Below are 13,702 nucleotides of genomic sequence, written 5' to 3' on the forward strand. Positions count from 1 at the left end.
TCCTTCATCTTGCCAGGTAAACTCCCGCCGGAGGCATCGCCCGCATCGCGGGCGATTTCCGTTTGCAGAACTCTTTCGCGGCGTCGCGCGACGAAACCGGCGCCGAATTCCTCCCGCAGGGGGAGGCCTTCGGCGCCGATGCCTCCGGCGGGAGTTTACCTGGCAAGATGAAGTCCGGGGCCGCGCTCAGATGTCGAGCGTGTTGGCTTTTTCCCAGGCCGAGAAGTGGTGCATGTAGCTGTTCCACTCCTGCATCTTGAGCTTGGCATAGGCGGCGGAGAACTCCGCGCCGAGCGCGGCGGTCAGGCCGGTGTCGGCCTCGAAGGCGCGGATCGCGTCCAGCAGGTTCAGCGGCAGGCGGGGGGCGTCCTTGGCCAGGTGGCCCTCGGCGTACATGTCGATGTCGAGGCGCGGGCCGGGGTCGGCCTTGGTCGCGATCCCGTCGAGCCCGGCGGCGATCACCGCGGCCTGCAGCAGGTAGGGGTTCGCCGCGCCGTCGGGCAGGCGCAGCTCGAACCGGCCCGGGCCGGGCACGCGGACCATGTGGGTGCGGTTGTTGCCGGACCACGTGACCGTGTTCGGCGCCCATGTGGCGCCCGAGTGGGTCACCGGTGCGTTGATGCGCTTGTAGCTGTTCACGGTCGGGTTGGTGAGCGCGGTCATGCCCTTGGCATGGGCCACGATCCCGCCGAGGAAGGCCATGCCGCTGGCCGAGAGGCCCAGTTCGGCGCCGTCATCGGCGAAAGCGTTGGTCTTGCCCGCCTTGTCCCAGACCGAGATGTGGACGTGGCAGCCGTTGCCGGTCAGCCCCTCGATCGGTTTCGGCATGAAGGTGGCCCGGAAGCCGTGCGTCTCGGCCACCGATTTCACCATGAACTTGAAGAAGGAATGGCGGTCGGCGGTGACGAGGGCATCGTCGAAGTCCCAGTTCATCTCGAACTGGCCGTTCGCGTCCTCGTGGTCGTTCTGGTAAGGGCCCCAGCCGAGCGCGAGCATGTAATCGCAGATCTCGGCCACCACGTCGTAGCGCCGCATCAGGGCCTGCTGGTCGTAGCAGGGCTTCTCTGCCGTGTCGTAGGGGTCCGAGATCGCGTCGCCCTCGGGCGTGAGCAGGAAGTACTCCGCCTCGACCCCGGTCTTGACGCGCAGGCCCTGTTCGGCGGCCTTTGCCACTTGGGCGCGCAGCACGTTGCGCGGGGCCTGGGCGACCTCTGCGCCCTCCATGGTGCAGTCGGCGGCGACCCAGGCGACCTCGGGCTTCCAGGGCAGCTGGATGACCGAGGCGGGATCGGGCACGGCCAGGACATCGGGATGCGCCGGGGTCATGTCCAGCCAGGAGGCGAAGCCGGCAAAGCCCGCGCCGTCCGTCTGCATCCCCGCGATCGCCTGCGCCGGCACCAACTTGGCGCGCTGCGCGCCGAAGAGGTCGGTGTAGGAGATCATGAAGTACTTCACGCCGTTCTTCTCGGCGAACTTGGCGAGGTCCTTGGTCATCTGGTCGTCCCTGTTGTGGCTGCCGGGCTGGGGCCCGGTCTCTTGCATCTTGTCCTTCGTGCCGCGGCGCAGCCCGGCATTGGTCAGGCGCGCGCGCGTGCCTTCACATGCCGCCTTTCCCGGGCCACCAGTCGGTCCCCGCGAGCGGCACCTGCGCCATGGCGGCGGCCTCCATCGTCAGCGCGCAGAGGTCCTCGGGTTCGAGGTTCAGCACGTGGCTCTTGCCGCAGGCGCGGGCCAGCGTCTGGGCCTCCAGCGTGAGCACGGCGAGGTAGTTGCGCAACCTCTGACCCGCCTTCACCGGGTCGAGCCGGGCGGCAAGTGCCTCATCCTGCGTCGTTATGCCGGCCGGATCGCGACCCTCGTGCCAGTCGTCGTAGGCTCCGGCGGTGGTTCCGAGTTTCCGGTACTCGTCCTCCCACCGGGGATCGTTGTCGCCGAGCGCCACCAGCGCCGCCGTCCCGATCGAGACCGCGTCGGCGCCGAGCGCGAGCGCCTTGGCCACGTCCGCGCCGGTGCGGATGCCGCCCGAGACGATGAGTTGGACCTTGCGGTGCATGCCGAGGTCCTGCAGCGCCTTCACCGCCGGACGAATGCAGGCGAGCGTCGGCTGGCCCACGTGCTCGATGAAGACGTCCTGCGTCGCCGCCGTACCACCCTGCATGCCGTCGAGGACCACGACATCCGCCCCGGCCTTCACCGCAAGCGCCGTGTCGTAATAGGGCCGCGCGCCACCGACCTTGACGTAGATCGGCTTCTCCCAGCCAGAGATCTCGCGCAGTTCGAGGATCTTGATCTCCATGTCGTCCGGGCCGGTCCAGTCCGGATGGCGGCAGGCCGACCGCTGGTCGATCCCCACCGGCAGGTCGCGCATGCCCGCGACCCGGTCGGTGATCTTCTGGCCCAGCAGCATGCCGCCGCCACCGGGCTTGGCGCCCTGGCCGACGACGATCTCGATCGCGTCGGCGCGGCGCAGGTCGTCGGGGTTCATGCCGTAGCGCGAGGGCAGGAGCTGGTAGACCAGTTTCTCGGAATGACCACGCTCTTCCTCGGTCATGCCGCCGTCGCCGGTGGTGGTCGAGGTGCCCGCGAGGGTCGCGCCGCGGCCCAGGGCCTCCTTGGCGTTGCCGGAGAGCGAGCCGAAGGACATGCCGGCGATGGTGATCGGGATCTTCAGCTCGATGGGCTTTTTCGCAAAACGGGTGCCGAGGGTGACGTTCGTGCCGCAGGCCTCGCGGTAACCTTCGAGCGGGTAGCGCGAGATCGAGGCGCCGAGGAACAGCAGGTCGTCGAAATGCGGCACGCGGCGTTTCGCACCGCCGCCGCGGATGTCGTAGATGCCGGTGGCCGCGGCGCGCCGGATCTCGGCATTAACCTCCGGGCTGAAGGTGGCGGAGTGGCGGGGCAGGGTGCGGGGGGTGTCATCCATCAGTAGGCGCCTGCGTTGTCGACGTGGAAGTTGTAGAGCTGCCGGGCCGAGCCGTAGCGGCGGAAGCTGGCCGGGTCGTGGTCGAGGCCCGCCGCTTCCAGAAGGCGTTCGAGGTCGGCACGGTGCTTCTTGCGCATCTCCTTCTCGACGCAGTCCGCGCCAAGGGATTTCACCGATCCGCGGACGTAGAGCCGCGCCTCGTAGAGCGAATCCCCAAGCGCCTCGCCCGCGTCGCCGCAGACGACGAGGTTGCCCTTTTGCGCCATGAAGGCCGACATGTGCCCGACGTTGCCGCCGACGACGATGTCGATGCCCTTCATGGAGATCCCGCAGCGGGACGAGGCATTGCCCTTGATGACCAGCAGCCCCCCGTGGCCCGAGGCGCCGGCGTATTGCGACGCGTCGCCCTCGATCACCACGGTGCCGGACATCATGTTTTCGGCCACGCCCGGCCCGGCCGAGCCGGTGACGGTGATCGTCGCCTGCTTGTTCATCCCGGCGCAGTAGTAGCCGGTGGAGCCTTTCACGGTGACCTCGATCGGCGCGTCGAGGCCGACGGCCAGGGCATGGGCGCCGCGGGGGTTCAGCACCTCCCACGCGGTCTGGTTGGTGGTTCCCGACTGCGCCTGCAGCGCGGCGTTCAGGCTGCGCAGGTCGCTGGTGGCAAGGTCGTGGCTTTGCATCAGGCCTCCCAGAAATAAACTTTGGCGGGTTCGGGCTCCCAGACCCGGGCGGTTTCGATCCCGGGCAGCGACGCGAGGGCGCGGTATTCGCTGCCGAAGGCGACGTAGTCGTCGGTTTCGGCCATCACCGCGGGCTTGCAGGCGATCGGGTCGCGCAGCACGCCGAACCCGGTGCGGGTGCCGACCACGAAGGTGAAGAAGCCGTCGAGGTCGTCGAGCGCGCCTTCCAGCGCCTGGCCCAGGTCGCGGCCGCCGGCCATGGCGTGGGTGAGGTAGGCCGCCGCCACCTCGCTGTCGTTCTCGGACGACACGGACACGCCTTCGCGCGCCAGCCGGCGGCGGACGGAGTTGTGGTTCGAGAGCGAGCCGTTGTGCACGAGGCACTGGTCGGCCCCGGTCGAGAAGGGGTGCGCCCCGTCGGTCGTCACCGCGCTTTCGGTCGCCATCCGGGTGTGGCCGATCCCGTGGGTACCCCGCATCTGCGGCAGGCCGAAGCGGCGCGAGACGTCGACGGGCAAGCCGACCTCCTTGAAGATCTCGATCCGGCTGCCGGTGCCCATGACGCGCAGGCCGGGGGTGGCGCGCAGCTGCGCCTCGGTCGCGGCGGCGGTGTCGGCGGGCAGGCTCAGCACGGCGTGGGTGTCGACGATCCGGATCGCGGCACCGGGCACGTCGAGGTCCGACAGCAGCGCCGGGTCGTCGGCCTGAACGGTGATCTTGACGGTGCCGGGGGTGTCGGCGCCGTAGACGGCGATCCCGGCGCTGTCGGGGCCGCGGTCGGTCATGGTGATCAGCATCTCGGACAGGTGCTGGCCGAGGGTCGGGCGCAAGGCCTCGGTCTTGGTGTAGAGGCCGACGATTCCGCACATGGGCAAGGTCCTCGATTCGATGGGGTTGGCGTCAGGGTATCGCGCGGCGATCGCTCCCAACAGGGAAAAATGTTTCCTGTTGGGAATAATTGCCGTCCGGCGGCGGGCGGGTCCGATGCGTCTTGCGAGAAGCGTCCGGAATTGCAGGGACTTCCCGTGGACCAGGCCGATGGATGGCATGACCGGTGCGCTCAAATTGCGGGCAGGCGCGCGCCGCGACGGACGGCGCAGAATTCTCTTGCCGTTGGGTCAGGCGCCGGTGACAGTCCGGTATCCACAATGGCGGGGCGTTCATGGACACAGGCACCTCCGACCCGGTCAGGGCCGAGAAAACGGTTCTGGGCAACTACCTCGACCGCGTGTTGCGCGACCTCAAGGGATGCGACGAAGGCGAGGTGGCGACCTACATCCCCGAACTCGGCCGCGCCGACCCTTCGGATTTCGGCATCGCCGTGGCCACCGCCGACGGACGTCTCTACCGCAGCGGGACCTGGGACAGGGAGGTCACGATCCAGTCGGCATCGAAGCCTTTCATGTATGCCGCCGCGCTCGCGAACCTCGGGCGCGAGGCGCTGCTCGAGAAGGTCGGGGTCGAGCCGACCGGCGAACGCTACAACGCCATCGTGCTGGACGAGGAGAACAACCGCGCATTCAACCCGATGGTGAACTCGGGCGCCATCGTCACCGCCTCGCTACTGGCGAACCGGACCGCGAAGGAAAACGCCGAAGCGATGCTGACCCGGTTCTCGCGCCTCGCCGGGCGGCAGCTGAGCATCGACAACTCGGTCTTCTGGTCTGAACACGACACCGGCCATCGCAACCGGGCGATCGCCTGGCTGATGCTGAACTCGGGCATCATCGAACGCGACCCCGAGATCGTGCTCGACCTCTATTTCCGGCAATGCTCGGTGTTGGTGAACTGCGCCGACCTGGCGGTCATGGCCTGCACGCTTGGCACGCTGGGGCGACAGCCGGTGACCGGCGACGTGGTGCTGCCCGCCGACGTGGCCCGCGACGTGCTGTCGGTGATGACGACCTGCGGGATGTACGACTATGCCGGTCAATGGCTCTACGATGTCGGGCTGCCGGCCAAGAGCGGGGTGTCGGGGCTGATCATGGCGGTGGTGCCGGGGCAGCTGGGGATCGCGGTCTATTCGCCACGGCTCGACGCCATCGGGAACTCGGTCCGCGGGGTCGAGGTCTGCAAGCGGTTCGCGGGCGACTTCGGCCTGCATGCCTGCGTGAACCCGTTCGATCCGGGCGCGGCGATCCGGCGGGTCTATTCCGCGCGCGAGGTGCGATCGCGCCGCCAGCGCAACAGCGACGAAAGGGCGATGCTGGTCGCGGGCGGCGGCGCGATGAAGGTGATCGAACTCGACGGGCCGCTGGTCTTCGGGTCCGCCGAACGGGTGGCGACCCGGGTGCGGGACGAGGCGCAGACCGCCCGTCGCGTCGTCGTCGACCTGCGCCGGGTCGACGGCATCGACCCCGCCGCCCGCCGCCTGCTGTCCGAGGTGCCGCGCACCATCGGGACGGGCGATTGCCGCGTCCTCTTCACCGGGCTCACCGGCACCCGGACCGCCGACGGGGCCGAGGAGATGGTGCAGGCCATCGTCGAGGCCGACGCCGAGGATGCGCTGGCCTTTGCCGACATCGACGCGGCGATCGAGGATTTCGAGGACCGGCTGCTGGCGGCCGCCGACGCCGGCGGAGCCGACAAGGGCTTCAGCCTCGCGCGGTCCGAGATCTTTCGCGGCCTCGCCCCGGATGAGATCGCGCTGCTCGAAGCCGCCGCCTCGACACATTCCTATGCCGAGGGCGATTACATCGTCACTCACGGCGCCGAGGCCAAGGCCTTCTACCTTGTCGCCAGTGGCCTCGTCAGCATCACGATCCCCGCGGGCGACGGCAGCACGCGGCGGATCAGCACGGTTGGCCCGGGCCAGACCTTTGGCGAGATGGCGATGCTCGACGGCGGGCCGCGGTCGGCCAGCGCTGTGGCGACCGGGCCGGTGATCTGCCACGCCTTCGCGATCGAGGCGATCCGTGACATCGCGGCCGAGCGTCCGCAGGTCTATTCCGTGATCCTCGGCAACGTCGTGCACAGCATCTCGGACCGGCTGCGCGCCGCGAACGAACAGATCGGCGCCTTCGAGTGATGTGTCAGGTGGGCCGCAGGGATACAGGCGCGGACTGGGTTGCGGATGCAGGCGCGGAAGATCGTTCGGCCCGGACCGGCAATCCGGCCTCCGGTCAGCGCCAGAAGCGGGCGTAGCTGGCGAAAAGACCCTGCAGCTTGCTGAGCAACCGGTTGGCCGTGCCGGGATGCGCGACCGTGCCGTCGGCCAGCCGTTCCACGATCACCTCGACCGGGCAGGGCAGGCCGCTGACCGGATCGCGGTAGCGGGGGTAGTCGATCAGCGCGGCGTGGACGAGGCCTTCGAGAGAGGGGCGTGCCCGGCGGCGCGGCGGCACCTTGCCGTGGTCGCGGGTCAGGCCCCATCCCGCGTAGAAGGGCGCGCCGGTGGTGTGCACCTCGACCCCCCGCAGCAGCGCCTCGAACCCGAGGAGGGACGTCATCGTCCAGACGGCCTGCACCTCTCCCAGCAGCGCGGCGGGATCGGCGCGGTCCAGTACCATGTCCGCCAGCCCTTCGGTCTCCTCCGGGGACAGCTTGCCGGGGCGCAGGCCCGCCACCACGTCCGGGTGCGGCTTGTAGAGGATCACCGCATCGGGTTCCGCCGCGCGGGCAGCCTGCAGCAGCCCGAGGTTGGTCGCGATCTCTCCGGCGCCGCGCGTGACCGAGGCGTCGTCCTCGACCTGTCCGACAACCAGCACCCGCCACCCTTCCGGCAAATCGGGATGCGCGCCGCCCAGGTTGTATTTCGTCAGGCCAAGCGTGGTCAGCCGGGCGATCAGGCGTTCGGCCCGCAATTCCTGGTCCGGGCGCAGGGCCGCGCGGTCGGCGATCAGCCGTTCCAGCCGGCTTTCGCGGGTCGGGTCGTAGTAGATCCCCAAATCGTCCAGCGCGAGCGACAGGGCCGGCACCAGCTCTGCCCCCAGCCCGCGCGATCGCAGGAACCCGTCCTCGACCCGCACGACCTGGCCGATCTCTCCGGCCTGCGAGGCCCAGCACATCCGCCGCCTGGGCGGGGCGGGGCGGTCGGCGAACTCTACCGGCGCGACGCTGCCGAAAAAGCCCTCGATCACCGGGCGTTTCCACATCCGCATGCCGCTGGCGACCCAGCCCAGACGGTCCTCGCGCCAGGCTCGGACCTGGGCGGCCAACTGCTCCAGCGCGTCCTCGAAGGAACAGAGCCGGTCGCGCGCGGGGTCGTACCAGATCGGGTAGTCGATCATCGCCCCGGCAAAAAGCTGCGCCCGGGTGAGGCTGCGACCGCGCCGGGGAAAGGCCAGCGGGTGCCGGTCGTCGGTCAGGCCCCAGCCGGCATAGAACGGGCGTCCGAAGACCACCGGGCGATGGCCGGCCAGGATCGCCTCGAACCCCATCTGCGACGACACGACATAGACCGCCACCGCCCCCTCCATCAGCGCCCAGGGCGAGACGTTGTCGGTCAGGATCTCGATCCGGTCGGTCTCGTCGTCGGGGCCGAAGTAGCCGGGCCTATGGCCGTCGATGGTTTCGGGATGGGTCTTGATGACGATCCGCCCGGCCGGGAAATCGTCCTGCGCCCAATAGAGCATCTCGCGGAAGGTGTTGCGGTCGGCACCGCCATGCCGGACCGAGGCGTCGCCCTCGGTCTGGTCGATCACCAGCACGTAGCCCGGAGCGGGCAGGGGGGCGTCGGGGTCGAAGCCGTTGTACTTCGACAGCTGCATCTCGCGCAGCCTGGCGATCCCGGCGCGGGCACGGTCGAGCTTGGCGGTGTCGTCGAATGGCTCTGTCGCCAGCAGGCGTTCGAGGTCGGTGGCCGCGTCGCCCTCGAAATGCGCGCCGCCGTGGTCGAGGGTCAGGCCGATCGGCGGCTCGCCCGCGCGGCCGGGGTGGACAGAGCGGAGGAAGGCATCCTCGATCCGCACGATGCCCGTGCCGGTGGCCTCGGCAACCGCCTCGCCCCGCTCGGCATAGGGCGACCGGCCCCAGACGGCGATCAGGTCGTCGCCCGTGGGCGCGCCGAGCGCCAGTTCGTATCCGGCCAGTGCCAGGATGCGCCGCACCCGGTGCTGGCGCAGGAAGCCCGCGTTGAAATAGCGAAGCCGCCGGGGGGCCTGCCCGGCGGCTTCGGGATCGTCGCGGCCTGTCACGTCAGAACGTGTCGTTGATCGTGTTCACCGCGTCCACGGCGGCGAGCGAGCCGGTCAGCGCCGAGATCGTCTTGTTCCACTGGGTGAACGGCGCCTCGGTGACATAGAGCGTATCACCGTCGCGGATGACGAAGTCGCGCGCCATGAACATGCCGTTGGGCTTGGTCAGGTCGAGCACGTAGACCACCCGCTGCGCGCCGACCAGGTCGGCGCGGCCCAGCACGGTGTTCGCGATCTCGGCCGGTTCGTTGCGGAAGACGAAGACGCCGGTCGGGTCCGACGCGTTCGACCGCAGCCCACCAACCTGCGCGATCGCCTCGAGCGCCGAGAGGGTCTGGGATTCGAACGGCACGCGCGACTGCGTGCCGGTGGCGCCGAGCGCGGTGTAGGACCGGGTGTCCTCTTCGATCAGGATGCGGTCTCCGCCGCGCAGGGCGATGTCGTAGCTGGGGTTGGAATAGAGATCCTGGAACCAGATGGTCGACTTGTTCGCGCCGCGCAGCACGGTGATCTTGGCGATCTCGGGCTCGACCGTCACGCCGCCCGCACGGGCGATCATGGCCGACAGGGTCCGGGTTGGGCGTTCGATGGCATATACGCCCTGTCCGGTGATCGCGCCCATCAGCGACACGGTCGATCCGTCACCCGCGACGCGACGCACCTCGACCTGCGGGTCGGGCGTCTGGTCCTTGAGCTTTTCCGTGATGATCCGGCGCACCGCCTCGGGCGAGTTGCCCGCCGCGCGCACCCGGCCAGCATAGGGCACGAAGATGAAGCCCGATCCGTCGACCTGCACCTCTTCCAGAACGGTGGCGTTCACGCCCTGGTCGGCCAGCAGGCCGTCATCGACGTTTTCCCAGATCGTCAGCCCCAGCGTGTCGCCGGGATTGATCGTGTCGGAGCCGAGCGTGCCCGCCCCGGTGAACCCGCTGGAAAAGCCCAGGGACGGCACCAGCGCGGTGGCCCGCGTCACCCGGTCGTTCACCGCGACGACAAAAGCGTCCCCCTCGCGCTGGACAGAGCCTGCGAAGATCTCGCTCTTGTTCGGGCCGGTGCGCGGCAACAGGGAACAGCCGGCAGCGGTGCCGAGAACGGCGAAAAGGGCGACGGATCTCGCCCAGCGTTTTACCTGGAGAATCACTGCCCGGTCTCCTCGACCTGTTTTGCTGCCTCAGCTTTTTCCGGCAAGCTATCGGAATCCCGGCCAAAACGCCAGTATCGCCGGGCGGCGGCCTCAGGACACCACGCGCAACTGTTGCCGGGGGGCCGCGGTGCCGCTGGTCAGAGCGTCATAGGGATCCTCGGCCGCCAGCATCATGTCCACGACCATCCGCAAGAGCTGCCGCCGCGCGCGGGCGGAATAGAAGCCGCCCGCGACCTGGCTGGTTTCCAGCAGGTAGCGCCGGTAGTCCTGGTAGGCGCGGCGGTCCGGACGCGTGGCGCCGGCGAAGAAGGCGGGCAGGGGCTGGTCCGACACCAGTTCGGGCTTGTCATAGACCGCCCGGCCAAAGACCTTGAGCGGGATGCCGCGGTAGAGCACCTGCTGCGCCGCGGTCGAGTTGACGGTCACCGCCGTCCGCGCATCGTCGAGGAGCTGCGCCAGCTTGCCTCCGCGGATGTAGTGCACGCGGTCCAGCAGCCCGTGCGCCCGCGCCAGCCGCCGGATTTCGCGCCGCAGCGGCACGCGGCCGTCCTCGAGCGGATGCGCCTTGAAGACGAGGTGATGGTGCGGCGGCGCGCCCTCGGCAAAGCCGCGGATCACGACCTCTAGGAACTCGGTCATCGTGGCAAAGGGCGAATGCGCCTGGAACGAACTGTCGTGTTGAAGCTGCAGTAGCGCCACGTGGTAGGGAAATCCGCCGTTGCGGACCCGCCAGCTGGCGACGTGGCGGTCGATGGCGAGGAAGGGCATCAGAAGCAGACGCTTGAGGTAGAGCCGGAACTCAGCCGTCACCGGCAGGGCGCGGTGCGGCGTGAAATGGCGGTAGCGCCGGTTCATGAACATCACGAACCAGTGGTAGAGCGCGCCGTAGAACACGTGCTGGCGCATGTCGCCCCAGCGGGCAGGCGGCAGGGGCGCGTCCATGTCGGAATTTGCCAGGCCTGCACGCATGTCGCCGACGCTCATCTGCATGAGCCGGGAATGCCCGTTCGACCCGCCGCGTTCGTAGGTGACCCAGTAGGGCCGCATGTAGCCTTCCTCAAAGACATGCACGCCCAGGCCGAGGCCCCGCGCCTGGGTCACTGCCTCGGCATGGATCGCCCGCACGTCGCCGTAGAGCACGATGTCGGTCACGTGCTTGTCGGCCACGATCCGCGCCAGTTCCGCCGGCCAGTCCGCGACCGGTCCGAGGTAGGGGATGTAACTGTCGCGGTTGGGCCAGAACGCCCGGTCACCGGCGTTGAAGCCCACGCGCCAGACCTCGGCCCCCGCGCGGCGCAGCACGTGGCCGAGGTGGTGGAAGAACGGCCCGTGCGGCCCCTGCAGGAACAGGAAGACCCGGTCTTGGCCCGAGATCGCTGACATGCCCGACGTTACCCATTGGCTTTTTCCCATGGATACCGCGTCGGGCGGGCGAAATTAAGGCCCGATTGCGGGCCGGGCGCTTCAGGCCGCGCGGGCGCGCTGCACCTCGGCCATCAGCGCCTCGAGGTCCGGGTCCTCGATCTTGAGGGCGTGGAAATGCGCCAGCGTGTTCTCGAGATAGGCAAAGCTCGTCCCGATGACGCCTTCGCCTGTGGCGATGCAGTGCACGGTCTCTTCCCGGCTGAGGTCGAGGCGGATCATCTGTGCGGTCGGATCGGCGGTGAAGGCCAGCACCTCGATCTCGCCCAGCACGGTGCGGGCGGGCAGGAAGCGGGGGATATAGGCATGGGCGATCATCTCGCGCCGCCAGAGGATCTCGGTCTCGCGGTCGACGATGGCGGCGGGCACGCGGAAGGCCACCCCTTCGCACTGGCCGCCCGGCACCAGCCCGGCCATCAGGCCCGGCGCCTCGGGCGATCCCCGCGCGCCGCCGGTGTCGTAGAGGACCATGCCCCGGTGATACCCTTCGGCAGTGGCGCGCAGCACCTCGGAGAACATCAGCGCCGGGTCCCACATCAGCGAGCCGTAGGCGAACACCCAGAGGTCGCGGTCGAGCCGCCCGGCCAGCGCCTCGTGCCGGTTGGCCTCGCGTTCCGCGTCGGTGCGCCGCCAGTCGGCCGGGCGCCCGAGCTCGCGCATCCGGTCATCCATGTCCGCGGGCAGGAACCCACGGAAGAACGAGGTTTCCGGATCCTGGATCATCCCGGCAAGGCCCGGGTGATGGCGAAAGGCGTCGGGGTCGAGCGGCATGGGCACCTTGGGTCCGGGTCGTTTCCGGACAAGGTGGCGGCAAACGACGGGAATGAAAACCGCCGCTGCTGCAACTTGCCGAAAATACCCGCGTCGCGGGGCCGGTCCGCCCGCCTGCGGGCGGATCAATCGGCGCGCGCCACTTGCCAGTCGCCCGGCACCCGTTTACCCCGGAGCCGCAACCACGGAGTCCCGCCCATGTTCACAGGCATCGTCACCGATATCGGCACCATCCGCGAGGTCGAGAAACGCGGCGACCTGCGCGCGCGCATCGCCACCGCCTACGACACCGACGGGATCGAGATCGGCGCCTCGATCGCCTGCGACGGCGTCTGCCTGACGGTGATCGAGCTGGGCGACGACTGGTTCGACGTCGAGATCAGCGCCGAGACCGTGGCCAAGACCACCGTGGGCCACAACGGCTGGCCCGAGGGGCACCGCATCAACCTGGAACGCGCGCTCAAGGTCGGGGACGAGCTGGGCGGGCACATCGTGTCCGGCCATGTCGACGGCGTGGCCGAGGTGGTCGCCATGACCGACGAGGGCGACAGCACCCGGGTCGAGTTCCGCGCGCCCGACGCGCTGGCAAAGTTCATCGCGCCCAAGGGCTCGGTCGCGCTCAACGGCACCTCCCTGACCGTGAACGACGTCGACGGCGCGACCTTCGGCGTCAACCTCATCCCGCACACCAAGCAGGTCACCACCTGGGGCGACGTCAGGACCGGCGATGCCGTGAACCTCGAGGTCGACACCATGGCCCGCTACGTCGCGCGCCTGCGGGAGGTCGAGGGCTGACGCCCATGCCCGACCCCGCGCTACCCGGCATCGGACATAACAACGGCCCCTCGATGGACGGCGGGCGCACGCGCCGCATTCACCAGTGGGCCCGCGCCAAGGCGCAGGTGCAGCCGCAGATCCCGGTCGAGATCGTGCGGATGCGGATGCGCCGTGCGGCCGATCTGGGGATGAGCTATCGCACCTACGCCTCGGTCCGCACCACGGCGGGGCGGGACGTGGCGGCGCTGGTCTTTACCTCGAACGCGCTTGGCCTGCACCGGGGCGGGGAGCTACCCGGCGCGGTCGCGGAACGGCTGTCGGCGATCCGGTCGTGCCTGCGGGTGGGCCTTTTGACCGCGCCGCTGGACCCGGTTTCGCTGAACGGGTCCTTGCCGCTCGACCGGCTCTACCGTGCGCCCGCGTCACATGCCCGCTGGCCCGTCCTGCGCGAGGCCATGGCACGGGTGCAGGAAGGTCTGCCGGCGCAGGGCCTGGTCCTTGTCGGCGCCGCCCCGGGCGAGGCGGAATGGGCGGCAGCCGGGCGGCTCGGCGCCTACCTGGACGCTCGTGCATATTTCGGGGCCTGAGCGACCGGCTACAGCCCTGTCCCCTCAGGCGGGTGAGAGTGCGATGATCTCGCAAGTGGCGCCGTCCGCGCCGTCGGCCCCGGGCCCCTCCGCATTCCCTTGGCGCGAAGGGGCAGGCGCGGGACACCTTCCCCTGCCACCCACGCTGCCGCCGGCACCTTTCCCCACACGTCATGTGCGCCCCCGCATACCCGGAAACCGCTGCGTTCCTCTGGCAAATCCGTGCCTCATGGATTATCTCGCCCCCAACATTGACGAGG

11 protein-coding genes are annotated in these 13,702 nt (G+C 69.4%); 3 read left to right on the top strand and 8 right to left on the bottom strand.

Annotated features, from left to right (window positions below; genetic code table 11):
- Positions 1–186 precede the first annotated feature (186 nt).
- The 4 genes from glnT to ACE2AC_RS20525 all read right to left on the bottom strand — a co-directional run bounded on the left by glnT (position 187) and on the right by ACE2AC_RS20525 (position 4,475).
- On the bottom strand, positions 187–1,494 hold the full coding sequence (glnT, locus tag ACE2AC_RS20510; RefSeq protein WP_375692150.1) for a type III glutamate--ammonia ligase: 1,308 nt from the start codon (positions 1,492–1,494) through the stop codon (positions 187–189).
- Between the two features lie 103 nt (positions 1,495–1,597).
- Complete coding sequence (locus ACE2AC_RS20515) at positions 1,598–2,923, bottom strand: FMN-binding glutamate synthase family protein (protein ID WP_375689786.1); 1,326 nt, start codon at positions 2,921–2,923, stop codon at positions 1,598–1,600.
- Positions 2,923–3,606 carry a protein GlxC gene (locus ACE2AC_RS20520; RefSeq protein ID WP_375689788.1) on the bottom strand — a complete coding sequence of 228 codons (684 nt, stop codon included), beginning with the start codon at positions 3,604–3,606 and terminating at the stop codon, positions 2,923–2,925. The genes ACE2AC_RS20515 and ACE2AC_RS20520 overlap by 1 nt, the downstream gene beginning before the upstream one ends.
- Entirely contained in the window at positions 3,606–4,475 is an 870-nt protein-coding gene (locus tag ACE2AC_RS20525) for a glutamine amidotransferase family protein (protein WP_375689790.1), read from the bottom strand. Before ACE2AC_RS20525 ends, ACE2AC_RS20520 begins: the two co-directional genes overlap by 1 nt.
- A 293-nt stretch (positions 4,476–4,768) precedes the next feature.
- Here ACE2AC_RS20525 and glsA point away from each other — a divergent pair, with 293 nt between their 5' ends.
- The gene (gene glsA / locus ACE2AC_RS20530; RefSeq protein WP_375689792.1) at positions 4,769–6,634 is read left to right on the top strand and encodes a glutaminase A; all 1,866 of its coding nucleotides are present in this window, start codon (positions 4,769–4,771) and stop codon (positions 6,632–6,634) included.
- A gap of 94 nt (positions 6,635–6,728) precedes the next feature.
- Here glsA and ACE2AC_RS20535 read toward each other — a convergent pair whose 3' ends face one another.
- The 4 genes from ACE2AC_RS20535 to ACE2AC_RS20550 all read right to left on the bottom strand — a co-directional run bounded on the left by ACE2AC_RS20535 (position 6,729) and on the right by ACE2AC_RS20550 (position 12,078).
- Positions 6,729–8,741 (bottom strand): capsular polysaccharide biosynthesis protein, encoded by a 2,013-nt coding sequence (locus ACE2AC_RS20535; protein ID WP_375689794.1) that lies wholly within the window; start codon positions 8,739–8,741, stop codon positions 6,729–6,731.
- Between the two features lies 1 nt (position 8,742).
- Complete coding sequence (locus ACE2AC_RS20540) at positions 8,743–9,882, bottom strand: polysaccharide biosynthesis/export family protein (protein ID WP_375689796.1); 1,140 nt, start codon at positions 9,880–9,882, stop codon at positions 8,743–8,745.
- Positions 9,883–9,975: 93 nt separating this feature from the next.
- A complete protein-coding gene (locus tag ACE2AC_RS20545) occupies positions 9,976–11,268 on the bottom strand; it encodes a capsule biosynthesis protein (protein WP_375689798.1) in 1,293 nt (430 codons plus the stop codon).
- Between the two features lie 81 nt (positions 11,269–11,349).
- Positions 11,350–12,078, bottom strand: coding sequence for a gamma-glutamylcyclotransferase (locus tag ACE2AC_RS20550; protein ID WP_375689800.1), 729 nt, complete (start codon positions 12,076–12,078; stop codon positions 11,350–11,352).
- A 198-nt stretch (positions 12,079–12,276) separates the two neighbouring features.
- Between ACE2AC_RS20550 and ACE2AC_RS20555 the strand changes: the two genes are divergently transcribed.
- Positions 12,277–12,873, top strand: a complete 597-nt coding sequence (locus ACE2AC_RS20555; RefSeq protein ID WP_375689802.1) for a riboflavin synthase — start codon at positions 12,277–12,279, stop codon at positions 12,871–12,873.
- Between the two features lie 5 nt (positions 12,874–12,878).
- Entirely contained in the window at positions 12,879–13,442 is a 564-nt protein-coding gene (locus tag ACE2AC_RS20560; protein ID WP_375689803.1) for a hypothetical protein, read from the top strand.
- The last annotated feature ends 260 nt before the right edge of the window (positions 13,443–13,702 follow it).

This window comes from Pseudooceanicola sp. LIPI14-2-Ac024 (assembly GCF_042188925.1).
Lineage (GTDB): Bacteria > Pseudomonadota > Alphaproteobacteria > Rhodobacterales > Rhodobacteraceae > Pseudooceanicola.